This window comes from Nonomuraea sp. NPDC003804 (assembly GCF_040610675.1).
Lineage (GTDB): Bacteria > Actinomycetota > Actinomycetes > Streptosporangiales > Streptosporangiaceae > Nonomuraea.
Genome location: NZ_JBEXMT010000013.1, coordinates 77,848 through 103,036 on the forward strand (window position 1 = coordinate 77,848; position 25,189 = coordinate 103,036).

General features: G+C 71.7%; 29 protein-coding genes. 8 read left to right on the top strand and 21 right to left on the bottom strand.

The window, feature by feature from the left end; translation table 11 throughout:
• Window positions 1–28 precede the first annotated feature (28 nt).
• The 3 genes from dhaM to dhaK all read right to left on the bottom strand — a co-directional run bounded on the left by dhaM (window position 29) and on the right by dhaK (window position 2,154).
• Window positions 29–403 carry a dihydroxyacetone kinase phosphoryl donor subunit DhaM gene (dhaM, locus tag ABZX22_RS19420; protein WP_354911008.1) on the bottom strand — a complete coding sequence of 125 codons (375 nt, stop codon included), beginning with the start codon at window positions 401–403 and terminating at the stop codon, window positions 29–31.
• Window positions 404–547: 144 nt separating this feature from the next.
• Window positions 548–1,162 (bottom strand): dihydroxyacetone kinase subunit DhaL, encoded by a 615-nt coding sequence (gene dhaL, locus ABZX22_RS19425; protein ID WP_354910697.1) that lies wholly within the window; start codon window positions 1,160–1,162, stop codon window positions 548–550.
• A complete protein-coding gene (gene dhaK / locus ABZX22_RS19430; RefSeq protein ID WP_354910699.1) occupies window positions 1,162–2,154 on the bottom strand; it encodes a dihydroxyacetone kinase subunit DhaK in 993 nt (330 codons plus the stop codon). Before dhaK ends, dhaL begins: the two co-directional genes overlap by 1 nt.
• A gap of 195 nt (window positions 2,155–2,349) precedes the next feature.
• Between dhaK and ABZX22_RS19435 the strand changes: the two genes are divergently transcribed.
• Window positions 2,350–3,096, top strand: a complete 747-nt coding sequence (locus tag ABZX22_RS19435; protein WP_354910702.1) for a lysophospholipid acyltransferase family protein — start codon at window positions 2,350–2,352, stop codon at window positions 3,094–3,096.
• A 44-nt stretch (window positions 3,097–3,140) separates the two neighbouring features.
• Window positions 3,141–4,238 (top strand): DUF5685 family protein, encoded by a 1,098-nt coding sequence (locus tag ABZX22_RS19440; protein WP_354910705.1) that lies wholly within the window; start codon window positions 3,141–3,143, stop codon window positions 4,236–4,238.
• 25 nt (window positions 4,239–4,263) lie between these two features.
• Here ABZX22_RS19440 and ABZX22_RS19445 read toward each other — a convergent pair whose 3' ends face one another.
• The 3 genes from ABZX22_RS19445 to ABZX22_RS19455 form a co-directional block, all read right to left on the bottom strand.
• Window positions 4,264–5,076: a serine/threonine-protein kinase gene (locus ABZX22_RS19445; protein ID WP_354910708.1), complete on the bottom strand. Its 813-nt coding sequence runs from the start codon at window positions 5,074–5,076 to the stop codon at window positions 4,264–4,266.
• 97 nt (window positions 5,077–5,173) lie between these two features.
• Window positions 5,174–5,935 carry a hypothetical protein gene (locus ABZX22_RS19450; protein WP_354910710.1) on the bottom strand — a complete coding sequence of 254 codons (762 nt, stop codon included), beginning with the start codon at window positions 5,933–5,935 and terminating at the stop codon, window positions 5,174–5,176.
• A 5-nt stretch (window positions 5,936–5,940) separates the two neighbouring features.
• Window positions 5,941–7,140, bottom strand: coding sequence for an MFS transporter (locus ABZX22_RS19455; RefSeq protein WP_354910712.1), 1,200 nt, complete (start codon window positions 7,138–7,140; stop codon window positions 5,941–5,943).
• 63 nt (window positions 7,141–7,203) lie between these two features.
• On the opposite strand from ABZX22_RS19455, the gene ABZX22_RS19460 reads away from it, so the two are divergent.
• Window positions 7,204–7,773, top strand: coding sequence for a helix-turn-helix domain-containing protein (locus tag ABZX22_RS19460; protein WP_354910714.1), 570 nt, complete (start codon window positions 7,204–7,206; stop codon window positions 7,771–7,773).
• Here ABZX22_RS19460 and ABZX22_RS19465 read toward each other — a convergent pair.
• A complete protein-coding gene (locus ABZX22_RS19465) occupies window positions 7,758–8,459 on the bottom strand; it encodes a TetR/AcrR family transcriptional regulator (protein WP_354910717.1) in 702 nt (233 codons plus the stop codon). The two genes, ABZX22_RS19460 and ABZX22_RS19465, sit on opposite strands and share 16 nt — an antisense overlap.
• 142 nt (window positions 8,460–8,601) lie before the next feature.
• Window positions 8,602–9,075 (bottom strand): hypothetical protein, encoded by a 474-nt coding sequence (locus ABZX22_RS19470; RefSeq protein WP_354910719.1) that lies wholly within the window; start codon window positions 9,073–9,075, stop codon window positions 8,602–8,604.
• Window positions 9,076–9,119: 44 nt separating this feature from the next.
• Here ABZX22_RS19470 and ABZX22_RS19475 point away from each other — a divergent pair, with 44 nt between their 5' ends.
• Complete coding sequence (locus tag ABZX22_RS19475; protein WP_354910722.1) at window positions 9,120–10,088, top strand: WYL domain-containing protein; 969 nt, start codon at window positions 9,120–9,122, stop codon at window positions 10,086–10,088.
• A gap of 12 nt (window positions 10,089–10,100) precedes the next feature.
• On the opposite strand, the gene ABZX22_RS19480 is transcribed toward ABZX22_RS19475, so the two are convergent.
• The 3 genes from ABZX22_RS19480 to ABZX22_RS19490 form a co-directional block, all read right to left on the bottom strand.
• Complete coding sequence (locus ABZX22_RS19480; protein WP_354910725.1) at window positions 10,101–10,271, bottom strand: hypothetical protein; 171 nt, start codon at window positions 10,269–10,271, stop codon at window positions 10,101–10,103.
• A gap of 31 nt (window positions 10,272–10,302) precedes the next feature.
• The gene (locus tag ABZX22_RS19485; protein WP_354910728.1) at window positions 10,303–10,596 is read right to left on the bottom strand and encodes a hypothetical protein; all 294 of its coding nucleotides are present in this window, start codon (window positions 10,594–10,596) and stop codon (window positions 10,303–10,305) included.
• A gap of 158 nt (window positions 10,597–10,754) precedes the next feature.
• Complete coding sequence (locus ABZX22_RS19490; RefSeq protein WP_354910731.1) at window positions 10,755–11,453, bottom strand: hypothetical protein; 699 nt, start codon at window positions 11,451–11,453, stop codon at window positions 10,755–10,757.
• Between the two features lie 142 nt (window positions 11,454–11,595).
• On the opposite strand from ABZX22_RS19490, the gene ABZX22_RS19495 reads away from it, so the two are divergent.
• Entirely contained in the window at window positions 11,596–12,105 is a 510-nt protein-coding gene (locus tag ABZX22_RS19495; protein ID WP_354910733.1) for a DinB family protein, read from the top strand.
• Between the two features lie 27 nt (window positions 12,106–12,132).
• On the opposite strand, the gene ABZX22_RS19500 is transcribed toward ABZX22_RS19495, so the two are convergent.
• The 3 genes from ABZX22_RS19500 to ABZX22_RS19510 all read right to left on the bottom strand — a co-directional run bounded on the left by ABZX22_RS19500 (window position 12,133) and on the right by ABZX22_RS19510 (window position 14,245).
• Complete coding sequence (locus tag ABZX22_RS19500) at window positions 12,133–12,261, bottom strand: hypothetical protein (RefSeq protein WP_354910736.1); 129 nt, start codon at window positions 12,259–12,261, stop codon at window positions 12,133–12,135.
• 201 nt (window positions 12,262–12,462) lie between these two features.
• The gene (locus ABZX22_RS19505; RefSeq protein ID WP_354910738.1) at window positions 12,463–13,233 is read right to left on the bottom strand and encodes a hypothetical protein; all 771 of its coding nucleotides are present in this window, start codon (window positions 13,231–13,233) and stop codon (window positions 12,463–12,465) included.
• Window positions 13,234–13,546: 313 nt separating this feature from the next.
• Window positions 13,547–14,245, bottom strand: a complete 699-nt coding sequence (locus ABZX22_RS19510; protein WP_354910741.1) for a helix-turn-helix domain-containing protein — start codon at window positions 14,243–14,245, stop codon at window positions 13,547–13,549.
• Between the two features lie 100 nt (window positions 14,246–14,345).
• Between ABZX22_RS19510 and ABZX22_RS19515 the strand changes: the two genes are divergently transcribed.
• On the top strand, window positions 14,346–14,849 hold the full coding sequence (locus tag ABZX22_RS19515) for a DUF2231 domain-containing protein (RefSeq protein ID WP_354910744.1): 504 nt from the start codon (window positions 14,346–14,348) through the stop codon (window positions 14,847–14,849).
• A 17-nt stretch (window positions 14,850–14,866) separates the two neighbouring features.
• Window positions 14,867–15,280: a hypothetical protein gene (locus ABZX22_RS19520; RefSeq protein WP_354910747.1), complete on the top strand. Its 414-nt coding sequence runs from the start codon at window positions 14,867–14,869 to the stop codon at window positions 15,278–15,280.
• Between the two features lie 370 nt (window positions 15,281–15,650).
• Here the strand turns inward: ABZX22_RS19520 and ABZX22_RS19525 are convergent, their stop codons facing one another.
• The 4 genes from ABZX22_RS19525 to ABZX22_RS19540 all read right to left on the bottom strand — a co-directional run bounded on the left by ABZX22_RS19525 (window position 15,651) and on the right by ABZX22_RS19540 (window position 20,102).
• A complete protein-coding gene (locus ABZX22_RS19525) occupies window positions 15,651–16,877 on the bottom strand; it encodes an MFS transporter (protein WP_354910749.1) in 1,227 nt (408 codons plus the stop codon).
• Window positions 16,878–17,050: 173 nt separating this feature from the next.
• Window positions 17,051–17,377, bottom strand: coding sequence for a nuclear transport factor 2 family protein (locus ABZX22_RS19530; RefSeq protein WP_354910752.1), 327 nt, complete (start codon window positions 17,375–17,377; stop codon window positions 17,051–17,053).
• 179 nt (window positions 17,378–17,556) lie between these two features.
• Window positions 17,557–19,182: an L-glutamate gamma-semialdehyde dehydrogenase gene (gene pruA, locus ABZX22_RS19535; RefSeq protein WP_354910754.1), complete on the bottom strand. Its 1,626-nt coding sequence runs from the start codon at window positions 19,180–19,182 to the stop codon at window positions 17,557–17,559.
• Between the two features lie 2 nt (window positions 19,183–19,184).
• Complete coding sequence (locus ABZX22_RS19540; protein ID WP_354910757.1) at window positions 19,185–20,102, bottom strand: proline dehydrogenase family protein; 918 nt, start codon at window positions 20,100–20,102, stop codon at window positions 19,185–19,187.
• Window positions 20,103–20,178: 76 nt separating this feature from the next.
• Between ABZX22_RS19540 and ABZX22_RS19545 the strand changes: the two genes are divergently transcribed.
• A complete protein-coding gene (locus ABZX22_RS19545; RefSeq protein ID WP_354910759.1) occupies window positions 20,179–21,228 on the top strand; it encodes a helix-turn-helix domain-containing protein in 1,050 nt (349 codons plus the stop codon).
• On the opposite strand, the gene ABZX22_RS19550 is transcribed toward ABZX22_RS19545, so the two are convergent.
• From ABZX22_RS19550 to ABZX22_RS19560, 3 genes are all read right to left on the bottom strand, one after another.
• A complete protein-coding gene (locus tag ABZX22_RS19550) occupies window positions 21,212–21,925 on the bottom strand; it encodes a glycoside hydrolase family 16 protein (protein WP_354910762.1) in 714 nt (237 codons plus the stop codon). The genes ABZX22_RS19545 and ABZX22_RS19550 overlap by 17 nt on opposite strands.
• 154 nt (window positions 21,926–22,079) lie before the next feature.
• Window positions 22,080–23,186: a glycosyltransferase gene (locus tag ABZX22_RS19555; protein ID WP_354910764.1), complete on the bottom strand. Its 1,107-nt coding sequence runs from the start codon at window positions 23,184–23,186 to the stop codon at window positions 22,080–22,082.
• 123 nt (window positions 23,187–23,309) lie between these two features.
• Window positions 23,310–25,160: a SpoIIE family protein phosphatase gene (locus tag ABZX22_RS19560; protein ID WP_354910767.1), complete on the bottom strand. Its 1,851-nt coding sequence runs from the start codon at window positions 25,158–25,160 to the stop codon at window positions 23,310–23,312.
• Window positions 25,161–25,189 lie beyond the last annotated feature (29 nt).

Genomic DNA, 25,189 nt, shown 5'->3' on the forward strand with positions numbered 1-25,189 from the left:
GGGCTGGGGTGGCCGGGCCGGGCGGCGGTCAGAGCTTGCGGTAGGTGCGGGCCTCCTCCGCGGCGGCCAGCACCTGGGCGAGCGGCGCGCCCGCGGCGGCCGTCACGGCCGCGGCGATCGCGCCCTCCACGAACGGCACGTCGGCCAGCACCACCCGCCCCGGCTCCTCGAGGAGCTTCGCGGTCAGCACCGAGCTGCCGAGGTCGGGAACGAGCAGCACGCCCGCGCCGCCGTCCACCTCGGCCACGGCCCGCTCGATGCGGTCGAGGCTGGTGCCGAGCTCGCCGTCCTCGGTGCCGCCCGCGCCCGCCACCATCGCCTCGGGCCCGGCGATCTGCCGCGCCAGCGCGGCCGCCTCGGCCGCCAGCGCGGCGCTGTGCGACACCAGGACGATCCCCACCATGCCGCTCACGCTCGCCTCCCGGGCCGGCCCCGCCGGGCCGTCACCTTCGTCCTCCCGCCACCACCGGTGTCACGGGCCGGCCCCGCCGAGCCGTCACCTTTGTCCTCCCGCCACGGGTGTCCCGGGCCGCCCCCGCAGGGGAGGTCACGGGCGCAGCGCGGAGACGAGGAGGGCGGCCGAGGCGGCGCCGGGGTCCTCGTGGCCGACGCTGCGCGGGCCCAGGTAGCTCGCCCTGCCCTTGCGCGCCTGCAGGGGGATCGTCGCCTTGGCTCCCTCGGCCGCCGCCACCGCCGCCCGCTCGAGCGCGTCGTCGGGTCGCAGGCCCTCCCGCGCCGCGTCGGCCAGCGCGCGCGAGGCGGGTGCCAGCGCGTCGACCATGGTCTTGTCGCCCTCCGCCGCCTTCCCGAGCCGCCGCACCGCGTCGATCGCCGTCGCGAAGGCGGTGGCCAGGTCGCCGAGGGAGACCTCCCGCGCGTCGCCCAGCGACTTGCCCAGCTGGCGGAACAGCGTGCCGTACAGGGGGCCGGAGGCGCCGCCGACCCGGCGGACCAGGGTGGTGCCCACGAGGGTGAGGAGCTGCCCGGGGTTGTCCTGCGGGCTCTCGGCCAGCGCCTCGCGGACGGAGGTGAAACCGCGGTCGAGGTTGGTGCCGTGGTCGGCGTCGCCGATGGCGGCGTCGAGGCGGGTCAGCCGGTCGCGGTTGACCGACACGACCCGGATGGTCTCCTGGATCCAGGCGGTGAAGAAGGCGAGGTCCATCAGCGGCCCCACCGCAGCGCGGGCGTCTGCACGGGCGCGTCCCACAGGCGCGTGAGGTCGGCGTCGAGCCGGCACACCGTCACCGAGAAGCCCTGCATGTCGAGGCTCGTGACGTAGTTGCCGACCAGCGAGCGGGACACGCGCGCCCCCTTCGCCTTGACGTAGGCCGCCACCTCGGCGAAGGCGACGTAGAGCTCGATCAGCGGGGTGCCGCCCATGCCGTTCACCATGACCAGCAGGTCGCCGGCGAGGGGCAGGTCGCCGTGGATCGCGTCCATGGCGACGGTGGCGAGCTCCCGCGCGGGGGCGAGGGGCGCGCGGGAGCGGCCCGGCTCGCCGTGGATGCCGATGCCCAGCTCGACCTCCGTCTCGGGCAGGTCGAAGGTGGGCTTGCCGGCGGCGGGCACGGCGCAGGAGGTCAGCGCGATGCCGAACGACCTGCTGCGGGCCGCGACCTGCCCGGCGATCCGCGTGGTCTGCGCCAGCGGCGCGCCGCTCTCGGCCAGCGCGCCGGCGATCTTCTCCACGAACAGCGTGGCGCCCGTGCCCCTGCGCCCGGCGGTGTAGAGGGAGTCCTGGACGGCGACGTCGTCGTCGACCACGACGCTGGACACCGTCATGCCCTCCTCGGCGCACAGCTCGGCGGCCATCTCGAAGTTCATGACGTCGCCGGTGTAGTTCTTGATGACGTGGAGCACCCCCGCTCCGCCGTCGACGCGCCTGGTCGCCGCCACGACCTGGTCGGGCACCGGCGAGGTGAAGACGTCACCGGGGCAGGCGGCGTCGAGCATGCCGTGGCCGACGAACCCCGCGTGCAGCGGCTCGTGTCCCGAGCCCCCGCCCGAGACCAGCGCCACCTTTCCCGGCCGTGGGGCGTCGGCCCGCCAGACCACCCGCCCGCCGACGTCGACCCGCAGCGTGGGGTGGGCCGCCGCGAGCCCCGCCAGCGCGTCGGCGACCACGGACTCCGGGTTGTTGATGAGCTTCTTCACGCGCATCCTCCTGCCCGCTCGTTCCAAGGGACGTGCGATCACGCCGACCTCTTCTCCGGTTTACGCCTGGATGCGGGCCGAAGCGCCTCTTTACCTCAATCTTGACCCGGAGTTCTGACGGCTGTCCAGGAGGGCGGGGCCTCCAGTGATCACGCGCCGGTGCTGAGCGCTCGGCGAGTGCGTTACCTTCTGCACATGGCTGAGATCGTGTACCCGCCGGTTATCGCCACCGCGCGGACCCTCTTCCGGATCATGGACTACCGCTTCCACATGGAGGGGACCGAGCACATCCCGCGCACGGGCGGGGCGGTGCTGGTCAGCAACCACATCAGCTATCTCGACTTCATCTTCGCCGGCTTCGCCGCGCTGCCGGCCAAACGGCTGGTGCGCTTCATGGCCAAGGACGACGTCTTCAAGCACCCCGTCTCCGGCCCGCTCATGCGCGGCATGCACCACATCCCCGTCGACCGCGGCGCGGGCGCGGGCTCCTACGCCACCGCGCTGCGCATGCTCAAGGCGGGCGAGATCGTGGGCGTGTTCGCCGAGGCGACCATCAGCCGTTCCTTCACCGTCAAGGACATCAAGAACGGCGCCATCCGCATGGCCCAGGCCACCAAGGTGCCGATGATCCCGGTGGCGCTGTGGGGCAGCCAGCGCCTGTGGACCAAGGGCCGGCCCAAGCGGCTCACCCAGCGCCACGTGCCGCTCACCATCCTGGTGGGCGAGCCGATGCACCCCAAGCGCGGCGACGACATGGCCGAGCTGACCACGCAGCTGCACACCAGGATGTCGGAGCTGGTCGACCGGGCGCAGCGGACCTATCCGGAGATCCCGCCGGGCGTGTGGTGGCAGCCCGCCCACCTCGGCGGCACCGCGCCCACGCCCGAGGAGGCCGCGGCCATGGACGCCGCCGAGGCCGAACGCCGCAAGGACGACGAGTAGCGATCTTCTGGGAGGCTGGCTGCCAGCCGTACCGAAGGGGTCGAATGTTTGGGATCGTCCGCCCGTGCCGCCATGCGTTATGCGGTGGGTTGTTCAAGCAGTGGATGGCGCACCTGTGCGGGTTGTGCCTCGCGCTGCGCGACGAGCACGGCCATGCCTCCAGGCTGGTGACGAACTACGACGGGTTGCTGGTCTCGGTCCTGACCGAGGCGCAGACCGTCGCGGCGGCGCCGCGCAGGCGGGCGGCGCCGTGCGCGTTGCGCGGGTTCAAGGGCGCCGACGTGGTCGAGGCCCAAGGTGTACGGCTGGCGGCGTCGGTCTCGCTGGTCCTGGCGGCCGGAAAGCTGCGCGACCACGTCGCCGACGGCGACGCCCTCTACCGCCGCCGCCTGGTGGCCGCGGCCGCCGAGCGCGTGGCCGCCCGCTGGTCGCGGGCAGGGTCCGACACGGCGGGCGCGCTCGGCTTCGACCCGGGGCCGCTCACGCTGGCGGTGCGCGAGCAGACCCTGCTCGAGCGCACGCCGGGCCTGTCGCTGCTGGAGCTGACCGCGCCCACCGAGGCCGCGGTCGCCGCCGCCTTCGAGCACACGGCGGTGCTGGCCGGAAAGCCTCACAACCGGCAGACGCTGCGGGAGGCGGGCCGCTTCTTCGGCCGGCTGGCCCACCTGCTCGACGCGGTGGAGGACCTGCCCCGCGACCGGGCCCAGGGCGCCTACAACCCGCTGGCCGCCACCGGCACGGACCTGGCCGGCGCCCGGCGCCACTGCGACGACGCCCTGCTGGGCCTGCGGCTGGCGGTGGAGGACCTCGACCTGGAGCGGCACGGCCTGGTCCGGGCGCTGCTGGTCAAGGAAGCCGGCCACGCGGTCACCCGCGCGTTCGCGGCGACCGATCAGGACAGCCCCGAACGCGTCAAGCGGCGCCCGGTGGACCCCGGAGGGCTGCTGTCGCTGGCGTGCACGACGCTGAGCTGCTGCACCTGCGGCCTGTACCGGCCGGAGTGGGACGAGGAGCACGAGCGCAGCTGCTGCTCCCGGTTCGACTGCAGCGGTTGCGAGGCCTGCGGCAACTGCGGCGACTGCTGCTCGTGCTGCGGCGACGGGTGCTGCGGCGACGGCTGCTCCTGCGGCTGCGACTGCTGAGCGGCCCCCTCGGGGGGCCGCCTCGTCAGATCGCTTCCTGGTAGCTTCCCGGCGCGCGGACACTGGCCAGCATGCCCGCCACCCGCTCCGGCGAGGGACGGCGCGCGGGGTCGTGGTGGAGCAGACCCTCGATGAGCGGTCGCAGCATCCCCGCCCGGCGCGGGCGAGGGAAACCGCCCTGGCGGTAGAGCGCGAGGACGCTGGCGGCGTCCTTGCCCGGGTACGGCGGCCGCCCTTCGACCGCGCTGTAGAGCGTGGCCCCGAACGACCACATGTCGCCCTCCTTGGTGGCCATGCCGCCGGACAGCCGCTCGGGCGCCATGAAGGCGGGGGTGCCGCGCAGGCCGCCCGAGCGGGTGGAGGTCAGGTCGGCCTCGGCGGTGGCGATGCCGAAGTCGGTCAGGACGACCCGGTCGCCGGTCAGCATGACGTTGGCCGGCTTGACGTCGCGGTGCAGGACGCCTGACGTGTGCGCGTGGCGCAGCGCCGCCAGCAGGTGGCGGCCGAGGCCGGCGACGGAGGTGTCGGGCAGCGTGCCGACCTGGGAGAGCAGGTCGTGCAGCGACAGGCCCTCCAGGTACTCCATGACGATCCAGAGCCTGCCCCGCTCCTCGACGAGGTCGTGGACGGTGACGATGCTCGGATGGGTCAGCCGCGCCGCCAGCCTGGCCTCGCGCAGCACGCGCCTGCGCACCGCCTCGGCCTCGCCGACCAGTGTCAGCTCCTTCAGCGCCACCTCACGGTGGAGAAGCTGGTCGAACGCGCGCCACACCACGCCCATCCCACCCCGGCCCGCCTGCTCGCCAAGCCGGTATCGCCCGCCGCCGATCTCCCGCATGTCATCCCCTCGTCGCTAGGGGTAATGATGTCAAATGATCGCGAAGGATATGCCGCCTCGACTGATCTAGATATATGCGCGTTCGTAGGCATGCAGGTCAGAGCGGTAAGAACGTCGAGTCCGAGTCCCAGATCACTTTTCCTGACGGGTCGGTCAGGACCGCGTTGCCGTCGTCGCGCAGGACCAGTTCGCCGCCGGGCGCGCCTGCCGTACCGGAGCGGAAGGAGACCAGGTGGCGCCTGCGGTCGCGGGCCGCGCGGTAGACGACCAGCGCGCCCTCCGGCTGGAGCACGCACACGCTGCCGCGCTGGGGTGAGGTCATCCTGGCGTGGCGGCGGGCCACGCCGTCGGAGAAGAGGGTCAGCACGCCCTTGTCGGTGATCTCCAGCGAGTGCCTGCCGTCGGGGGAGCGGATGGGGAAGCCGTGCTCGATGGACTCGAAGCTTCTGATCCGGTTGTAGGAGGCCTGCCTGATCTCGGTGCCCGTGCACGGCGACCAGACGGGCCTGCCGTCGGGGGCGTAGATGACGAGGTTGCCGTCGTCGTGCAGGACCAGGAAGGAGCCCTCGGGGTGGCGGAAGGCGGGCTCGGGCCAGACGGCGCCCGCGGCGTTCCTGAGGCCGAGCGAGCGCCCGCGGTCCATGGTGAGCCTCCCGCCGGGCACCCAGTGGTCGGTGGCCCACAGCGGCCTGCCGTACCTGTCGCTCGGCAGGGTGCCCTGGTCGTAGAGGACGAGGTTGCCGTCGGTCTGATACTCCAGCTTGAACTCCCGCCGGCCCTGTGCGGTCCTGCGCGAGAGGATCCGGTCGCCGGGGTTCATCGACTCGCCTGACTTGAGTACGCGCGTGCGCTCGGCCATACCACTCACACAGCCACAGGCTCGGGTGTGCGGGCAAGAGCCCGGGCGGCGAGAGGCATGGCCGTGAGGCAGAGGACGACCGCCCCGACGAAGACGACGGGCAGGCCCGCCACGCCGCCGACGACGCCGCCGAGTGCCGCGCCCAGCGGGTTGCCGCCCATCCCGATGAGCCGGTAGGCGGAGTTGACGCGGCCCAGCAGCTCCTCGGGGATGATCCGCTGGCGGAAGGAGACGACCAGCACGTTGCCCGCCGCGCTGGTGGCGCCGAGCAGGAGGCCGGTGACGTAGACCGACGGGACCGTGGGCACGAGCACCGGCAGCAGCAGGGAGAGGCCGTTGACGGTCCAGAGGACGACCAGCGGCCTGCCCTCGCCGAACCGGCGGGCGGGCCGATGGGCGAGCAGCGAGCCCGCGATGGCGCCGACGGCCAGGACCGTCATGACCGCGCCGTACTGGCCGGCGGTCATGCCGATCACCGACTCCTCGCCGACCGCCCACAGGACGAACACCGACAGGTAGGCCGAGCTGCACATGTTCATCACGCCCGCCGCGACGGCCAGGTCGCGGACCCTGCGGTCGCGCACCAGGTAACGCAGGCCGGTGGCGATGTCCTGGCGCAGGGGCGCCGTGGAGACGGTGGCGGGGCGGTAGCGCCCCCGCATGCCGAGCAGGAGCAGCCCCGCGGCGGTGTACAGCAGCGCGGGCGCGCCGAACAGGGCGGCCGGCGCGAGGGCGGCCAGGAACCCGGCCACCGGCGCGCCGACGAAGCTGTTGCCGATCGTCTGCGCCGCGATGACGCGGCCATTGGCCCTGCCGAGGTCGTCCTTGCCGACGGTCATCGGCAGCACGCTCTGCGCCGCGGTGTCGTTGAAGACCTCGCAGGCTCCTGAGATCAGAAGGATGGCCAGCAGGAGCGGCAGGCTGAGCGCGTCCATGGCCACGGCGACGGCCGTGCCGGCCAGGGCCACGGCCCGCGCCCACGCGGTGACCACCATGATCCGGCGGCGGTCGCCGCGGTCGGCGAGGGCGCCGGCGTGCAGCGCCAGCAGGAGCCACGGCAGCGTGGTGGCCACACCGGCCAGCGAGACCAGCGCCGGGTCGCGGGTCAGGGTGATGGCGAGCAGCGGGGCGCCGGTCAGGAGCACGCCGTCGGCGAGGTTGGCCGAGGTCGTGGCGGCGAGCAGGTATCTGAAGGAGCGTCCCACGGTCTATCCTTTATGCGTAGGAAGTTGTGCACAGGTTTCTTTGCAAAGATAAGGCTGCACACTGTGGAAGGCAAGACCGTCAGAGAGATGGACGCCCAGGCGCTGAAGGCGTTCACGCATCCGGTCCGGATGCGGCTGTACGAGCTGCTCGAGGAGTACGGCGCGGCGACCGCCACCATGCTGGCCGGCCGTATCGAGGAGAACACCGGGGTGACCAGCTACCACCTGCGGCAGCTGGCCCGGCACGGGCTCGTCGTCGAGGTGCCGGAGAAGGCCAGGGGCAAGGAGCGGTGGTGGCGCGCGGCCGGCTTCACCAGCGACACCGACAGGTTCCGCAAGGACCCCGACACGGCCGAGGCCGCCGAGGTGCTCATGGCCGGTCTGGTACGCCAGCGGCACGCCGAGCTGGCCCGCTGGGTCGAGCAGTCGAGGACCGCGTCCCGCGAGTGGATCGAGGCGGCCACGCACACGCGGCGCCACCTGCGACTGAGCCGGGAGCACCTGGCCGAGCTGGGCAGGCGGGTGCAGGAGCTGCTCGACTCCTACGACGACGACGGTGACGACGGCGAGCGCGTCGTCGTCCACTTCGACGCCTTCCCGCTGGGCCTGTCCGGCGATCAGGCGGACGGCTGACCGGCAGCCGCCTCGGCGGACGCGGGCGGGCGGCGCCATCGTTCGGTGAACAGCCTCCCGGTCGGGGCCGGCCCGGGCAGCGGCTCGCGGTGCACGGCGCGCAGGCCGTCCACGGCGATGGCGACCAGGCGGGCACGGGCGGCGGCGGCCTCGGCGAGCATGTCGCCGCGCCCCTGCTTGCGCAGCTGGTCGAGCAGGGGAGAGCTGCCCAGCTGCTCGATCAGCAAGGAGACGTCGACGGCGGTCACGCCGGGCCGCAGCACGCCCGCCTCACCGGCCCTGGTGACGAGCGCGTCGAGCAGCTCGTCACCCCTGTCGTTCTTGACCCGCATCTCCTGCGTGCCCTCGACCGTGCCGGCGACCGGGCTCAGCGTGCCCTGGCCGAACTCCACGCAGGCGGTGATGAAGCCGGCCAGCCCCTCCCACGGGTCGTCGGTCGCCAGTCCCTGCTCCGCGGCCGCGATCCACTGGTCGAGGGAGAGCACCAGCAGCCGCTGGAAGAGCTCCTCCTTGGTGCGGTAGCGCCGGTAGAGGCTGCCGATCCCGACACCCGCGCGGGCGGCGATCGCGGCCACGGAGGCGTGCGCGCCGTCGGCGGCCAGCACCTCCCTCGCCGCCTGGAGCAGCGCCCGGTCGTTACGCTCGGCCTCCGCCTGCCGCCTGCCGCGAGGTCTGCTGTCGGTCATGACGCACAGCCTACGACGGCTCGCGGAGCCCTTCACTCCGGCCGGACTCAGGCCGCGCTCCGGCCGGACTGGGGCCGTACTCGGGCCGGACTCGGGCCGCGCTCCGGCCGCGCTCGGGCCGCGGCCGGACCTCGCGAGTGGGTCAGAGCCCCACCGGACCCGCGGGCAGGGCGTCGGCCAGGTAACCGTCCAGGTCGGGGACCTCGGGCGCCAGCATGTGGCGGACGAAGGCGCTGCGCTCGTGCTCCAGCGGCGGCAGTTCCCACACGCAGCCGATCCACGGCCGCTCCAGCGTCATGAAGTTCGTCGGATCCTCATCAGGGCAGCCGACGGCCGGCTGCCCCGCGCACGCGGTGTGGATCTCGATCACGTTGTCCCACACCCACGTGTAGACCAGCACGTAGGCGCCGCTGTCGCCGCCCCGGTGCAGCACGATCCAGCCCGCGGGCGAGTCGTCGGCGGGCGGGGGGACCAGCCGCGGAACGTACGCGTAGGCCGCCTTCTCCACCTCGGGCTCGATCTCGTGCCCCTCGCAGTCGACGTGATACCGCTTGTACGGCCTGCCGCCCAGCGTGACGGGCGGCAGGGAACGCAGATTCTTCTCCAGGAAAGCCATGACCCGGACGATAAGGATCATCCACTGACATCTATTGTCAGTGGATGCGCGCCTCCCGCCTGCTTTCGGTCCTCCTCCTGCTCCAGACGCGCGGCAGGATGACGGCGCAGCAGCTGGCCGACGAACTCGGCGTCAGCGTCCGCACCGTCTACCGCGACGTCGAGGCGCTGCACGCCTCCGGCGTCCCCCTGTACGGCGAGGCCGGCCACGAGGGCGGCTACCGGCTCGTCGACGGCTACCGCACCAGGCTGACCGGCATGACCGAGAAGGAGGCCCAGGCGCTCTTCCTGGCCGGGCTGCCAGGGCCGGCCGCCCAGCTCGGGCTCGGCGCCCTGGCCGCGGCGGCCGAGCTCAAGATCGAGGCGGCGCTCCCTCCCGACCTGCGCGAGGGGTCGCGGTACGTGCGCGACCACTTCCACCTCGACGCGCCCGGCTGGTACCACGACGGCGACCAGGTGCCGCACCTGCCCGCCCTGGCCGGCGCCGTGTGGAACAAGCTCGTCATCGACGTCCGCTACCGGCGCTGGCGGGAGCCGTACGAGGTGGAGCGGACGCTGGAGCCGTACGGGCTGGTTCTGAAGGCCGGCAAGTGGTACCTCGTCGCGCGCAGCGGCGACAGCCTGCGCACCTACCGCGTCAACCAGATCCTCGACCTGCGGGTGACCGAGCGCGCCTTCGACCGGCCCGAGGGGTTCGACCTGGCCGCCCACTGGCGCGCGCACCTCAAGGACTTCCGGGCCCGCCTCGTCCAGGGCCACGCCGTCGTACGGCTGTCGCCCGCCGGCGTCGAGCGGGCCGGCGAGGTGATGAGCTCAGCCGTGATCGAGGCGATCTCCAGCGGCGTGACGGGCTCGGACGGCTGGGTCACCGCGACCGTCCCGATCGAGTCGCTGACCCACGCGCAGACCGAGTTCCTCAAGCTCGGCGCGGAGGCTGAGGTGCTGGAGCCCCCGGCCCTCAGGGACAAGCTGGTCGCCACAGCCCGCGCCATGGCCGCCCTGTACGCGACCTGACGGCGGGTCCAGCTACGGCGTCCCGGCGGCGGCGAGCGTCTCGCGGATGACGTGGCGGGCGTTGGCGGAGATGACCGGGTTCGTCGCGCGGTAGTACGGGAGCTGGATGACGGCCATGGACAGCGCCCAGCCGCGACCGCGCGCCCAGGTGGCGTGGTCGACGTCCAGGGCGTCCCTGAACACGCTTCTGGCCGGGCCCTGTCCTGCGGGGGGCTCACGGCTTGCGGTAGGCGAGGAGCTGGCGGCGCTGGGTGATGGTGCCCACCCAGTGGGACACGTCCAGCAGGGCCGCCAGCACGATCCAGAACCACTCCCAGCCCCGCAGCCCGATGCCGGGCGTGTACAGGATGACGTACATCAAGGTAGCGAACGGCAGGAAGATGAGCCCGAGCAGCGGCCAGATCCAGGTGTGGAACGCCGCGTCGACCAGCAGGGGACGCGCCACCCAGATGATGAAGAGCCCCAGCCGCGGGAAGAGTCCCGCGAACACCGCGAACAGACACCCCATGCCGCCACCTCGCCGACCGCGGATATTCACCCCGAAAGGGTTGTAGAGAGGAAATCCCCGGTCCCGTGCTCTCGCGCTCCCAGCGCCTCGTCAAGATTGCGTCAGACATCCTTGACGAGCGCGGCCCGCATCATCGGGTGGCCGGCCCGGCGCTTCCCTCAGGGCAGGCTCGTCCAGAGGCCCTCCAGCCAGTCAAGGGCAGGATCGGAAAGCCAGTTCACGACAAAGCCGAGGACGAATGCCAGAACCAGGAAAACCGCTTGCTGAGCGAGTCCGGATCGATTCTGGCCCACGAACTGCCGCTGCAGCGCTTTCTCCAGCGCCTTCACCTGTTCGGGAGTGAGAGCTGCCAGGCGTTCCTTCTCCTCCACCTGGGCGCTGAGAGCGTCAAGGGCGGCGAGCCGTTCCTGGAGGTAGAGTTCCAGCTCGTTGGAGACCGCCTTGGCTTCCGTGACCACCGTGGTGAGCACCTCGATGCGGTTCGTGAGAACGTCCTTCCGGCGAAGGATCAGCTCTTCGCGACGCCTGCGGGCGCGTACCATCCGCTGCACGGCGGTGACGACGGCGAAGATGACGAGCGGGACGCCCAGCAAGACGGAGAAGAAGTACAGAAGGAAGATCGACCACTCCCCGTCGAGCCCGTAGAGCAACATCGCCATCACGAAGGCCGCCGCGCACCAGGCGCCAAGGACGGCGATCGCGATGGCGCAGCCGCCGCTCGTGTCCGCCTGTCGCTTCCCGTTCTCGGAATCAGGCGCGTCCGGTGCAGATGTCGCGGCGGTCGTCTTGGCGGTCGTCTTGGGGGGCGTCTTGGGAGGCTCGGTGCCGGGTTCCGGTTGGTCGGGAGATGCCGTCACGTAGGTAGAGTGCCGGTTCGCCGACCACACGATCAACCCAGATCCGCAGATCCACGATCCTCGGCGGCGGTCGATTCCAGCGAAGGTGTGGCCGCGCCGGCACCGGACCTGACGTCGTTCCCGGCAGGCTATCGTGGCGGTCATGGTCATCCCCCCGTCGTTGGAGCCCGCCGTCTTCCACGCGGCACTGCGCGATCAGTTCGAGGCGTTCCTCGACGAGCACCGGTCCGCGCTGAACGACAGCTTGACCGGGCTGACCGAGGAGCAGGCGCGCCGGTCGCTGGTCACGTCCAAGACCACGTTGCTGGGCCTGGTCAAGCACGCCACGTTCGTCGAGAAGGTCTGGTTCGACGAGGCGATCACGTGCCGGTCCCGCACCGAGATCGGCATTCCCGACTCGCCTGACGAGTCGTTCGACATCGACGACGGCGACACGATCGCCTCTGTCCAGCGGGCCTACCAGCAGGCCTGCGCGGCCTCGCGTCGGGCCACGGCGGAGCTGACGCTGGACGACCTCCTCCTGGGCAACCGCCGGGGCCCGCTGCCGCTGCGTTGGGTCTACCTCCACATGCTGCGTGAACTGGCCCAGCACTGCGGCCACGCGGACATCCTCCGTGAGCAAGTCCTCGGCGGCACCACACATCGCGGATAGCCGGGGAGCACCTCAGTCCGGCCTCAGCTACATCGAGGCGTGGCAGTTATGGCTGGACGGCAGCTCCACGGTCGGCAACGACCTGCTCGGTCTGCCGATGATCTGGTGGGGGCGCGCGGGGAAGATCCTGTCCTTCATCTCCGGAGCCGCGATCATCGTGGACCTTCTCGGTCCCGAGAAGCTGGCCCGCTACGGCGCGCGCGTGACGCGCTCGTGCAGAACGCCTCGCCGTGCCTGCCATCCGAGGAGCCGGCGCTACTCCGCTGTGATCTCTCGGCATCCGATGCCTGGCCGAGGGGCGGGCGGCGACGCCGACGGTGACGTCCAGGCGCGCGGCGGAGCGCCGGTCGCGACCCGTCAGGAGTTGCTCTCTCCGAGGATGTCGGGCGGCGTATCTTCCTCCTGGGGATCCCACACCTGGTCGGCGGATGGTGGGTCGATGACGACCGTGGATCCCCAGCCGGTGAACCGGACGTCGACATGGGTCCGGTAGACCTGACTGAGCTTGAGGTCGTTCGCGGACACGAGGCGGGTTATCAGCCCTTTCGAGTTGAACCAGAGCGTCCAAGTGATCTTCGGGTCGTCCTTGTAGGGACACGTCGCCTCACGAAGCCCGTCCAACTGGCAGGTCGTCGTCACGCCTTCGGCCATGCCGTCGCGACGGACGGTGGCGTGGTCCAGCAGGATGCGCAACTGCCGCGGGTCAAGGACCTCGATGCTGGAGTGAGTCGAGGAGGGGCCGAAGCCCTTTCTGACCATCCAGCTCTTGCCGGCGGGCAGGAGGTCCGCCCAGATGCCTCCGCGATGGTAGACGGTCTTGCCGATGACGATCTGCCGGCTGGGCCGGTAGATGGCCTTGTCATCCTCGTCCATCTTCCCGAGGTAGCGGTGCCTGAGGGTCTTGTCGGTGGCGACGACGCCGCGCGGGGCAAGAGCGACTTTGCCCTTCTCGTAGGAGATGAGATAGGTCTTGCCGTTCTTGGCGGTCTTGATCGTCGCCGACACCATGACGCCCTTGCCGGAGGCAAGCTGGGCGGTCAGCGCCTTCACGGGGTCGGGCGCGGCGTGCGCCGGTACGGCAGGCACCAGCGCCACCCATGCGGTCACCGCGAGTAGCACGGATCTCATGCGATTCCTTGGGGTCAGGCCGGAGTGCTCCGGTCATGATCGATGCGGTCGCCCGCCTGTTCGGTGAACGCCGAGGTTCGCGGAGCGAGCGGGACGGAGAGCGCCCCGCGACGGGAAGATCATCCCAGTCGGAGATCACGGGCTCATCTCGCGAACCAGGTCGCGTCGCGCCCGGCCGCCGCCCCGAACAGGTCACCAGGCGCACGCTCGCCCGGGCGCGGGCGGGTGGCAGCAGGCAGGCGCCGAGGGGCAGCGGTAGTGCGCCGTCGTCCGCCTCGACTCGGTTCAAGGCCGAGCACGGTCGTGCATGCCGTCAAGGTGACGCGGCGGTGGTGCCGAGCTCGACGCAGCACGCGCCCGGCCGGGGGACCAGGGCGGCCGTGATCGTGGTGGCGCCGAGCCCGTCGCAGTAGGCGGCCAGGAAGGCGTGGTTGATGCCGCAGACCAGGTCGGGGTCCTTGGCCGCCAGCGGGTGGAAGGGGCAGTTGTTCAGCTGGATCCGGGTCGGCGTCACGCGGACGGGTTCGAAGCCGTGGCCTTCCAGCATGTGCCCGACGTAGGTGAGGGCGCGTTCGGCGCCGAGACGGCCCGGCTTGAGCCGTTCGCGTTCGGCGTGGCCGAGGGCGTGGCCGCGGTGGCTCGCCACGCGCACGGCGGCCTGCGGCCCGCTCTCTTCCGGCCGTTGCGTCCGGATCGCGTCCATCAGGATCTCGGCGAGCAGGCCGTGCTCGCGCTGCGGGATGCTGATCCGCACCTCGAGGTCGGTGGGCCGGTAGACCTTGGGCGCCCGCCCCACCCGGCGTACCGCGTCGGGCTTGCCGTACTCCGCGGACAGCAACCCCACGTCGACCAGCTTGTCCAGGTGGAAGGCGGCGAGCTTGCGGGAGATGCCGGCGTTCTGCGCGGCCTCGTCCCGGGTGACCGGGACCGGTGATCGCCGGATGAACTCGTACATGCGGCGCCTCAGCTCGTCGCCGAGCGCCGCTACGGCCTGCACCGCGTCCCGCGTCACCCGAACACAATAACACCCACCCTGGTGGTCGAAACCGCGAAGCACTTGACCGTCGCGGGAATAAGACTAAGACTTGTTGGTGAAATTGGAGGTGGTGCCAATGTCCGATCAGCTGCATCAGGCCAAGCGTCCCGTCACGATGCTGGCCGGTCCGTACGGGCATCCGCTGCACCCGATCCTGGTCACCGTGCCGATCGGCGCCTGGGTGACCAGCCTCGTCTTCGACCTGGCCTCGCACGTCGTCGGCGACCCCGGCTTCCTCGCTCGCGGATCGCTGTGGCTGATCGCGATCGGGGTGATCGGCGCCCTGGCGGCGGCCATGTTCGGCTTCCTGGACTTCCTCGCCATTCCCCCCAGGACCGCCGCCTTCCGCACGGCCCGCGTCCATCTGGTGCTGAACCTCGCCGTCACCGCCGCGTACGGCGTGGCCTGGGCCTGGCGGTCCGGCGACCACGCGGGGCCGGTCCCCGTCGGGCAGATCGCGCTGTCGGCGATCTGCCTGGCCGTCCTGTCGGTGTCGGGCTACCTGGGCGGGATGCTGGCCTACCGCTACGGCGTCCGGGTCGCCGACGAGACCACCCAAGCAGAAGGCTTCCGTTCCTGACCTCAGGGAGGCAGATCATGGCCGTCGCCGCACTCGTCACCTGGTTGCTCACCGCACTGGGCGGCTTCTTCATGCTCGGCGTGTGGATCTCCCACGGCGGGCTCCGCCGCAAGGAGGCGGCATCCAGCCACTTCCCGCCGCCGGTGATCTTCGGTCACATGCTGCTCGCCGCGACCGGGCTGATCTTCTGGATCCTCTACCTGGCTCTCGACAGCGGGGCCCTGGCATGGATCGCGCTGATCGTGCTGCTCCCGGTCGCGCTGCTGGGCTTCGTCATGCTCGCCCGCTGGATCCCGGTGTACCGCGCCCGCGCCGCCGCCACGGCGGCGCCGCCCGAGCGGGCCATCCCGGTCCCCGTCGTGGCCGGGCACGGCCTGCTCGCCGTCGTCACCCTCGTCCTGGTCCTGGTCACCGCGGTGACCGGGGGCTGACAGGCGGTCTGGCGGCAGGCCCGCGAGGGGTGGGCCTGACGCTCCTCGACGATCATCCCTGCCGCCGGTTTCTGCACCTGACTCCTCGAAGTCCGGGCCGGATCCGCGGTGGCCGCCGTGCCAACCACCGAACGTGTCCTGCCGGCGCGCTCAACGACGATGCTTCTCGCGGCGTCGGTGCTCTTGCACAGAGGCACGGACTGCGTCGTCTCCACTGTCGATCGCCCGGCGGTACCAGGTGCGAGCCGCCGCCACCCGGCCCCGCTCAGATTTCAAGACGCCGAGATCGAACATCGCTGAAGGCGCAAGGTCGGTGTGGCCACTGTTGACCGCTCGCTGGAAGATCGAACGTTCACATCCATCGAACATCTCAGTCGTCGTGGGCGATGAGCGTGAGCTGCCGCCACAGCAGCACCACGAACACCGCGGAACCGGCGAAGGCGAACCAGAAGGGCGCCGCGACACCGAGGCGGGTGGCCAGGACACCGCCGATCAACGAGCCGACCACGAGCCCGGCGTAGACGCAGACGGTGTTGACGCTGCCCACTCGGCCCTGCAGTTCAGGTGGGACCGCGCGCTGGCGGACGGTGACCGAGGTCGTGCCCCATATGAAGGCGTGCGCGCCGAAGGCCAGGAAGATGCCCCCGGCGACCCACGGCGAATGGGTCAGGGCCAAGCCCAGGTGAGTGAACGTTTCGATGATGAGCCCGATGCGCATCAGGGCGCCGAGGCTCACCCTGCGGGTGATGGCCCCGTAGAGGCCGGTGCCGATCAAGCCGCCGATCCCGCCGATGGTGGTCATCAGACCGAAGCCCAGGGCGCCGAGTCCGAGCTGCTCCTGGGTGTAGAGGACGAGAACCGACCAGGCCGCGCCGAACGTGAAGTTGAAGATCAGGATGGTGAGCGCCAGCGTGCGGACCGCCGCGTGGTGGATCGTCCAGCTGAACCCGGCGATCAGTTCCCGCGCGGTGTCAGGCACGCGATCGTCGGCCTGCCGGCCGTGTGGTGGCAACCTGATCCGGGAGACCAGGACGATCCCCGCCACCGCCAGGAGCAACTGGCCCGCGAACGGCCAGGTCAAGCCCAGGCCGAACAGCGCCGCGCCGATCGGCGGCCCGGCGAGCTGATTGAGCGTGATGAACCCCGTGCCCAGGCGGGCGTTGGCGATGACGAGATCGTCCTTGCTGACCATCATGGGAGTCAGCGTGGCCGTCGCGTTGTCGGCGAACACCTCGGCGATGGACCGGAGCGTGAGCGCCACCAGCGCCGTCGCCACGGTCACGGTGCCAGTCACCATGAGCGTGACGAGCGCCGCCAGTACCACGGCCCGCACCGCGTTCGCGACGAGCACGATCCTGCGCCGGTTGTACCGATCCGACAGCACGCCCGCGTACAGGCCGAACAGCAGCGGCGGTGCCCAGCCCACCAGGGCCGACAGCGAAATCATCAGCGGGTCGCGCGTCAACGTCGCGATCAGCAGCGGGCCCGCCGCGGCCGCGACCCCATCGCCGAGATTTGTCAGCCAGCTCGAGGCCAGCAACCATCGGAATCCGGTCCCCAGCCGGGCAGGCAGGACTCGCTCCACCACTGTGATCACGAGCGCAAAACCATACGTTTCGAGAGCATCAACGGCAACGCGTTTTCGCGTCTACGCACGGTGCGGCGAGTGGTCGTAGACGACAGTCTGCCCAGCTCACGCTGCGACAGGCGCGATCCCCCTTGCCGCCACCGCCGGAGTCCAGGCGGTGTGCGCGCGTGCCGTAACCCTGCCTAGGAGATCTTGACGTAGCCGGTGGCTTCGGCGATCCGGCCGTCCCGGAGCCACATGAGGTTGACGCCTCTGGTCACTGTTCCGTCGGCCGACCTGGCGCGCCAGCGGATGGTCGCCCGCTCGCCGTCGCCGGTGACGTCCTCGACGGTCCAGGTGGTGCCGTGGTCGGCGGCCAGCGCCGACCAGAATCCCAGCGCCTGGCCCGGACCGGAATAGGTGGCGCCGTCAACGTTCTCCAGGACGCAGTCCTCGGCCACCACGTCGGCCAGCTCGGACGCGTCGTGCGTCTGGAAGGCCGCGTTGAACCGATCGATCACTTCGCTCATGGAAGCGATCCTGCCGAGGTGGCCTGCCGCCGGGCAATTCCCCCCAGGGAATCGTGGCCTGGAAAACGGCGGCGCCCCGGGCCCGTGCGGGGACCCGGGGCGCCGGTACGCGGTGCGCGTGGGTGCGCGCGCTGGTCAGGGGAGCAGGAATCCCCCAACTCACCGCGTGTGCGGAAATATCAGCCCATGTGGGGGTAGCGGTGGTCGGTCGGCGGCACGAACGTCTCCTTGATCGTGCGGGCGTTCACCCACCGGATCAGGTTGAAGATCGAGCCCGCCTTGTCGTTCGTGCCCGAGGCCCGCGCCCCGCCGAACGGCTGCTGCCCGACGACCGCGCCCGTCGGCTTGTCGTTGATGTAGTAGTTGCCCGCGGCGAACCGCAGCCGCTCCGACGCCGACGCGATCGCGTAGCGGTCCTGCGCGATGAGCGACCCCGTCAGCGCGTACGGCGAGGCGGCCTCCATCTGGTCGAGCACCGTGTCGAAGGACGAGTCGTCGTAGACGTGCACGCCGAGGATCGGCCCGAAGTACTCCTTGACGAAGATCTCGTCCGTCGGGTCGTCCGACACCAGGATCGAGGGCTTGACGAAGTAGCCCACGCTGTCGTCGTAGGAGCCGGTGAGCACGTCGATGGAGCCCGTCGCCCTGGCCCGGTCCAGCGCCGCCTTGTGCTTGGCGAAGGCCCTGTCGTCGATGACCGCGCCCATGAACGTGGACAGGTCGGCCGCCACGTCACCCACGGTCAGCGACTCGGCGGTGGCCACCAGGTCGTCCTTGATCCGCGACCAGATGGAGCGCGGGACGTAGGCGCGCGAGGCCGCCGAGCACTTCTGGCCCTGGTACTCGAAGGCGCCCCTGATGAGGGCGGTCGACAGCACGCCCGGGTCGGCCGACGGGTGCGCGAGCACGAAGTCCTTGCCGCCCGTCTCGCCCACCAGGCGCGGGTAGCCGCGGTAGCGGGCGATGTTCGCGCCGACGGTGCCCCACAGGTGCTGGAAGGTCGCGGTGGAGCCGGTGAAGTGGATGCCGGCCAGCTCGGGGTGGGCCAGGGCGACCTCGGAGACCGCCTGGCCGTTGCCGGTGACCATGTTGATGACGCCCGGCGGCAGGCCGGCCGCCTCGAGCAGCCGCATCGTGTGGTGCGCGGCGAACTGCTGGGTGGGCGACGGCTTCCACACCACGACGTTGCCCATGAGCGCGGCCGAGGTCGGCAGGTTGCCGGCGATGGCCGTGAAGTTGAACGGCGTGATCGCCAGGATGAAGCCCTCCAGCGGGCGGTACTCCATGCGGTTCCACACCCCGGCCGAGGAGGTCGGCTGCTCGGTGTAGAGCTGGCGGGCGTAGGCGACGTTGAAGCGCAGGAAGTCGATCAGCTCGCAGGCCGCGTCGATCTCGGCCTGCTGCACCGACTTGGACTGGCCGAGCATCGTGGCCGCGTTCAGCGTGGCGCGCCACGGCCCGGCGAGCAGGTCGGCGGCCTTGAGGAAGATGGCGGCCCGCTCGTCGAACGACAGCGCCCGCCAGGCGGGAGCCGCGGCCAGCGCCGCGTCGACGGCGTCCTGCACGTCCTGAGCCGTAGCGTCGTTGGTACGGCCCAGGACGGCGGTCCTGTTGTGCGGCTGCACGACGTCGAGGGCCGCGCCGCCTCCCATCCGCTGCGCACCGCCGATGGTCATGGTCAGGTCGATCGAGGACCCGGCCAGTTCCTTGATGCGGTTCTCCAGCGTGGTGCGCTCGGCGCTGCCGGGCGCGTAGCCGTACACCGGCTCGTTGGCCGGCGTCGGGACGTTGCTGATCGCATCCATGATCACTTACCCCCAAGGGCACGAAGGAAGAAGGCGACGTTGGCGGGACGCTCGGCCAGGCGGCGCATGAAGTAGCCGTACCAGTCGTCGCCGTAGGGGACGTAGACGCGGACCGTGTGGCCGGCGCCCGCGAGGGACTCCTGCTTGTCGGTCCTGATGCCGTAGAGCATCTGGTACTCGTAGTCGCCGACGGCGCGGGAGAACCTGTCGGCGAGCAGTTCGGTGATGGCGATGAGCCGGTCGTCGTGCGTGGCCACCATGGGGTAACCCTTCCCCGCCATGAGGATCCGCAGGCATCGCACGTAGGCCTTGTCGACCTCGGCCTTGCTCTGGTGGGCGACCGAGGCGGGCTCCCGGTAGGCGCCCTTGACCAGGCGCACCCTGCTGCCCTCGACGGCCAGGTCGCGGCAGTCTGCCTCGCTGCGGAACAGGTAGGCCTGGACGGCGACGCCGGTGGAGGGGAAGTCCTCGCGCAGCGCGCGCAGGATGCCCAGCGTGGAGTCGACCGTGGTGTGGTCCTCCATGTCGAGGGTGACCGTGGAGCCGTTGGCGGCGGCGGCCGCGCAGATCTCGCGGGCGTGGTCGAGCGCCATGGAGTCGCTCAGCTCCTGGCCGACGGCCGACAGCTTCACCGACACCTCGGCGCGCGTGCCGAGGCCCAGCGGGCGCAGCGCCTCCAGCAGCGTGAGGTAGGCCTTCGCGGTCGCGGCGGCGGCGCCCGCGTCGCGGGTCTCCTCGCCCAGGTGGTCGATGGTGACGGTCAGCCCGCCGTCCACCAGGCGCTGCACGGCGGAGCTCGCCTCGGCGACGCTCTCGCCGGCGACGAACCGGTCGACGACCTTCCTGGTCGGCGGCAGCCCTGACACGGTGCGGCGCACGAGCGCGCTGCGCGACCCGGCGAGAAGTACGTGACCCAGCATGTTTCCAGGCTAAAACCCCTGCTCACGAGGGGCCCATTGACGTCCGTAACGCGGGTTGTGGCAGGCTGTCATACAAATGCACAACACCGATGACCTACAGGAGACCGTCGACGAGATCGCCCGCGTTCTCGGGGTCTCCGCGACGCTGGAGGACCGCTCCTTCCGGCTGCTGGCGTACGGCGCGCAGCACGGCGACATCGACACCGTCCGCCAGGAGTCCATCCTGCGCAGACGCGCCAGCCGCGAGGTCCGCGACTACTTCGAGCGCTTCGGCATCGCCAGGGCGGAGGGCCCGGTCCGCATCCCCGCCGACCGGGAGCTCGGCGTCCTGGCCAGGGTGTGCGTCCCGCTCCGGCACACGTCGGTGACCTACGGCTACCTGTGGCTGCTCGGCACGCTCGGCGATGCCGAGCTGGCCCGCATCAGGCCGCTCACGTCCAGGGCGGCCGCCATGCTCGCCCAGGAGGCCCGCAGCCGCCACGACCTGGGCAGGGAGCTGACCGCGCTGCTGTCGTCGGACCCCGAGGAGCGGGCCGGAGCCGCCCTCGACCTGGCCGGTCCCGTGACCGCGATCGCCGTCAGGGAGTCGCAGGAGCGGGTGGCCGCCCTCTGGACGCTGCCGCGCGGCGTGCTGGCCCGCGCGGGCCAGCCGGTCGCCGTGCTCGCCCCCGCGCACCTGGCGGGCGAGATCGCGGGCAACCTCCAGGCCGCGTACGGCACCGCCGCCGGCATGGGCGCGCCGCGGGCTGATCCGGCCGACGCCTGGCAGAGCTTCCGCGAGGCCAGGCACGCCCTGCGGATCGCCGAGCACTTCCCGCGCTTCCATCCCGTCGCCTGCTGGCCCGATCTCGGCGTGCACCGGCTGCTGGCCCGGCTCGGCGGCGCCGACCTGCGCGAGCTGGCCGCCGAGACCGCGCCGCTGGACACCGAGCTGGCCCACACCGTCGAGACCTACCTCGATCTCGGCGGGCACGCCCAGAAGGCGGCGGCGGAGCTGGGCATCCACCGCCAGACCCTCTACTACCGCCTGGGCAAGGCCGAACGCCTGACCGGGCTCGACCTGTCGGACGGCGACGACCGGCTGGCCGTCCACCTGGGGCTGAAGGCCGTCAGGCTGCTCCGGTGAACCGGTAGACCTTCACCCAGTCGACGTACATCGACACGGTGTCGGGGGTGGCGGCGTTCCTGCACGGCGACCACTCGTTGCAGACGACGTCGTTCTGCAGGGCCAGTCCCATCTTCCTGCCCTCGGGCACGTGCGGGCCGCGGTAGTCCCACACCTTCCGGCCGTCGAGCCAGAACGTCAGCCGTCCCGGCAGCCAGTCGACGGCGACCGTGTGCCACTGGGTGAAGTCGGCGCGCAGCTGCTTCTGCGCCCGCTCGCGGCCCGCGTGGACGAAGATGCCGCCGCCGCGCCGCTGCGGGTCGACGATCTCGGCGAAGTCGATCTCGGCGTAGTCGCCGTCGCTCTGACTGTCGGGCCACAGCAGCGCGACCGGGGTGTAGCCGGCGCCGGCCTCGGCCTTGAACCTGACCTCCCACCTGCCGTACTCCTGGGACGAGCGCGTGGCCAGCCCGCCCGACAGGTCCTTGCCGCCGTAGAAGCCGCCCTTCAGCCGGAGCACGCCGCCGGAGACGGACGTGGCCTTGCCGGTGCGGGGGTTGGTCTCGGCGCCGGGGGAGTGGTAGACCATCCACCTGCCGGTGTCCAGGGAGTCGAAGCCTTCGGTGAAGACCTGCTCGAACGGCGGCCGCTCGGTCGCGGTGGTGGCGGCGGGCGTCGCCAGGAGCGCCGCCGCCACGAGATAACCAGGAATCGACATGAGTCTCAGGAAAGCACAGATTGCGCTTTGGTAACGGCGCTTTCGACCCTCTCGCGGTGTTCCGCGGCTTTGTGGCCGTCGTCCGTGACCGTGCCGCGCCCCTCGCCGACGGCCGGCCGCAGCCCGGGGAGCGGCGGTCGGGACGCGGGGTGGCTCACAGCGATTCGTACACCCGGAGCAGCTCCTGGCTGACGCGCTCCCACGAGTAGCGCGACCGCGCCCGGTCGGCGCCGGCGTAGCCGAGCGCCGTGCGCCTGGTCGGGTCGGCGAGCAGCTCGCGGATGAGCCTGGCGGTCTGGGCGGGCCGGTCCGGCGGCACCAGCAGGCCCGTCACGCCGTCGACCACGGCGTCCAGGTGCGCGCCCACGGCAGAGGCGATGACGGGGACGCCGCAGGCCATGGCCTCCAGCGCGACCGTCCCCTCGGGTGCCTCGCGCGGCAGCGACATGACCAGGTCGGCGCTGCGCATGAGCTTGGGCACCGACGTCTTCGGCACCCGGCCGAGCACGCTCACCCGCTCGGCCACGCCGGCCTGCCGGGCCAGCATGCGCAGCCGCCTGGCCTCGCGGTCCTCCTCCAGCCCCTCGGCCGGGGGCCCGCCGGCCAGGACCAGCTCGGCGTCGGGGACGGCGGCCAGCGCCCGCACCACGGTGTGCGCGCCCCGGTCGGGGGAGAGGGGACCGACGTGCAGCAACCGCCTGCGGGTGCCGCGGGCCGCCGCGCTGCCCTGGCGGCGGAACCTGTCCACGTCCACCCCGCAGGGCACGACCGCGATGTGGTCGCGGGGGACGCCCATCCTGATGAGTTCCGACTCCTCGTCGCCGCAGCCGGCGATGACCGCGTCGGCGCGCCGGCCGAGCACACGCTCCAGCCTCAGATGCGCCGGCGGTACGGCGACGCCCAGGTCGTGGTGGAAGGTCTGCGTGACCGGCACGCCCAGCCCGCTGGCCCCGGCCACCGCCACCAGCCCCCCGGTCCACGAGTGGGCGTGGATCACGTCGGGCCGTTCCTCGAGCCAGCGGCGCATCAGGTAGGCGCCCACGTCCGACAGGAACGGCACCACGTCGTCGGCGGGCAGATCCTGGGCCGGGCCCGCGGGTATGGACTCGACGGTGACGCCATGGCACACCTTCGTCCTGAGCTTCGCCTGGGCGTCACTGCGGCGGGAGAAGATCGTCACCCTGTGTTCGCGGCCCAGCTCGCGGGCCACGGCGAGGATATGAGTGCGCCGCTGGTCGGAAGCGACGATGGCGATATGCATGACACACCTCGGGCAGGTGACAGCTGCGGGGTGTGCCTGCGTCTTAGGCACTCACTTCCTTCTAGGCTTACCCCGGTGCCCGGGAAAAGTAAACCTGCTCGGGGGGCCCAAACCGGGCGGCGGTCACGCCACGCGGAGCGCGAGCACCACGATCTCGTCCCACACCCGCCCGCCGGAGAAGGCGTGCCTGTCCTGCTCGATGGACTTCACCACGGTCGAGGGCGGCTGCTGCACGCTGCGGGCCAGCACGTCGGCCAACCGCTCCTCCCCGTACGGCTCGCCGTGCTCGCCGCGCGAGGAGACCAGGCCCTCGGAGTAGAAGACCAGCGTCTGGCCCGCCGCCAGGGTGATCTCCTCCACCGCCGTCTCGGCCTCGGCCGCGATGCCGAGCGGCACGCCGCCGCCGGAGACGAAGCGCACCCCGCCGTCCGGCTGCACCAGCGCGGCCGGATGGTGCCCGGCAGAGCTGACGGTGATCGTCCTGCCCTTCACGTAGCCGGCCGCGGCCATGACGAACATGCCGGAGCGCTGCGCGACCAGCGCCTCGTTGACCTTGCGCACCGCGATGTCGGGATCGCTCTCCCACACGCTCAGCACGCGCAGCCCGCCGCGCACCATCGCGCTGACCGAGGCCGCCTCCTCACCGGAGCCGACCGCGCCGCCCAGCGAGAACCCCCATCCGTCCTTGACGGGGAACACGTCGTAGAACTCCGCTCCCACCGAGGCGCCCTGGTGGTAGATCGCCGCCGCCTCGAAGCCGGGGATCTGCGGCAGGTTGCGCGGCACCACGCTGGCCGTCAGCGCGTCGGCGGCCTGCGAGCGGTCGCGGAAGCGGTCCCTGGCCGCCATCGCCATGCCCAGGTGCGCGCCCAGCTCCTGCACCAGCCCCAGGTCGGCCAGCGTGTACGGCTGGCGGTCGTGCGAGCGCACCAGCGTGAGCACCCCGCGGACCGCCCCCTCCACGCCGATCGGCACGCACAGCATGGAGCCGGCGCCCATCGTGGTCAGCAGCGGCCCGTCGGCGGACGAGCCGAGCAGCGACTCGTCCTCGACCATCTCGTGCACCACGCCGGTGCCCTGGTCGAGCACCTGCGCCACGAGCGGGCCGGCGGCCGGGTCGGCCCGCTCGACCAGCCGTACCAGCTCGGCCACCGGCTGGTCCTTCGGCCCCAGCACCACCGACCTGCTCAGCAGGTCGTCGCGCAGGACGTCGCCGATCACCCAGTCGGCCCACTCCTCGGCCAGCAGCCGCGCGGCCCGTGACAGGGCCACCGGCAGCCGCAGGCTCTCCTCGTCGAGCAGCAGCGACGTCATCCGGGCCAGCAGCTCCTGCCGCTTGGCGGCCGTCATCAGCAGCGCCGCGTCGGACAGCTCGGGACGGGGCGTGCCGGGCTCGGACACCTGCACCTGCGTCGGCAGCGCCACCGCCGCCACCATCTGCTGCGGCTCGCCCGGCATCGTCAGTTTGGTCAGCACCAGCTGCGCGATGTGGGTGCGGCCCTGGTGGGCCAGCCTGGTCTCGAACGCGGCCGACTGTCCGGTCTGCAGCACCGCTGTCAGATGGGAACGGAAGGCCGCCCGCCGGGGCACGTCCACCAGCAGCGGGAACGACCTGCCGATCAGGAACCCGTCGGGGCTGCCGAGCAGCGCGGCCGTCTCGGCGTTGATCCGCCTGATCACGCCGCCGCCGTCCAGCACGATCACCGGCACGGGGAACACCCTGAACACCTGGCGCAGCAGTTTCAGCTCCCGCTGGGAGGCGCCCTTGCCGGCCTTGTTCCTGGCGGCGCCGGACAGCTCCGCCTTGGCCGCGGCCAGCAGCTCGGTGGCGGTGTCGAGTTCGGCCAGCGCGGCGTCGAGCGTCTGCGCCAGCTCCCCCGGGTAGGCGGACCGGGCCGCGCGCAGCGACGAGACGCGCCCCCCGAGCTCATCGAGGGCGTGTTCGAGGGCGGCCAGGCCGATGGGTTCGGTCACCTGTTTAATCTAGGCTCATCGGGAAGGGA

Coding starts and splice junctions, on each gene's coding strand:
- dhaM (WP_354911008.1), bottom strand. CDS start 403: ATGGTGGGGATCGTCCTGGTGTCGCACAGCGCCGCGCTGGCGGCCGAG.
- dhaL (WP_354910697.1), bottom strand. CDS start 1,162: ATGGACCTCGCCTTCTTCACCGCCTGGATCCAGGAGACCATCCGGGTC.
- ABZX22_RS19435 (WP_354910702.1), top strand. CDS start 2,350: ATGGCTGAGATCGTGTACCCGCCGGTTATCGCCACCGCGCGGACCCTC.
- ABZX22_RS19440 (WP_354910705.1), top strand. CDS start 3,141: ATGTTTGGGATCGTCCGCCCGTGCCGCCATGCGTTATGCGGTGGGTTG.
- ABZX22_RS19445 (WP_354910708.1), bottom strand. CDS start 5,076: ATGCGGGAGATCGGCGGCGGGCGATACCGGCTTGGCGAGCAGGCGGGC.
- ABZX22_RS19450 (WP_354910710.1), bottom strand. CDS start 5,935: ATGGCCGAGCGCACGCGCGTACTCAAGTCAGGCGAGTCGATGAACCCC.
- ABZX22_RS19465 (WP_354910717.1), bottom strand. CDS start 8,459: ATGACCGACAGCAGACCTCGCGGCAGGCGGCAGGCGGAGGCCGAGCGT.
- ABZX22_RS19470 (WP_354910719.1), bottom strand. CDS start 9,075: ATGGCTTTCCTGGAGAAGAATCTGCGTTCCCTGCCGCCCGTCACGCTG.
- ABZX22_RS19475 (WP_354910722.1), top strand. CDS start 9,120: ATGCGCGCCTCCCGCCTGCTTTCGGTCCTCCTCCTGCTCCAGACGCGC.
- ABZX22_RS19485 (WP_354910728.1), bottom strand. CDS start 10,596: ATGGGGTGTCTGTTCGCGGTGTTCGCGGGACTCTTCCCGCGGCTGGGG.
- ABZX22_RS19495 (WP_354910733.1), top strand. CDS start 11,596: ATGGTCATCCCCCCGTCGTTGGAGCCCGCCGTCTTCCACGCGGCACTG.
- ABZX22_RS19500 (WP_354910736.1), bottom strand. CDS start 12,261: ATGATCGCGGCTCCGGAGATGAAGGACAGGATCTTCCCCGCGCGCCCC.
- ABZX22_RS19505 (WP_354910738.1), bottom strand. CDS start 13,233: ATGAGATCCGTGCTACTCGCGGTGACCGCATGGGTGGCGCTGGTGCCT.
- ABZX22_RS19515 (WP_354910744.1), top strand. CDS start 14,346: ATGTCCGATCAGCTGCATCAGGCCAAGCGTCCCGTCACGATGCTGGCC.
- ABZX22_RS19520 (WP_354910747.1), top strand. CDS start 14,867: ATGGCCGTCGCCGCACTCGTCACCTGGTTGCTCACCGCACTGGGCGGC.
- ABZX22_RS19530 (WP_354910752.1), bottom strand. CDS start 17,377: ATGAGCGAAGTGATCGATCGGTTCAACGCGGCCTTCCAGACGCACGAC.
- pruA (WP_354910754.1), bottom strand. CDS start 19,182: ATGGATGCGATCAGCAACGTCCCGACGCCGGCCAACGAGCCGGTGTAC.
- ABZX22_RS19540 (WP_354910757.1), bottom strand. CDS start 20,102: ATGCTGGGTCACGTACTTCTCGCCGGGTCGCGCAGCGCGCTCGTGCGC.
- ABZX22_RS19545 (WP_354910759.1), top strand. CDS start 20,179: ATGCACAACACCGATGACCTACAGGAGACCGTCGACGAGATCGCCCGC.
- ABZX22_RS19550 (WP_354910762.1), bottom strand. CDS start 21,925: ATGTCGATTCCTGGTTATCTCGTGGCGGCGGCGCTCCTGGCGACGCCC.
- ABZX22_RS19555 (WP_354910764.1), bottom strand. CDS start 23,186: ATGCATATCGCCATCGTCGCTTCCGACCAGCGGCGCACTCATATCCTC.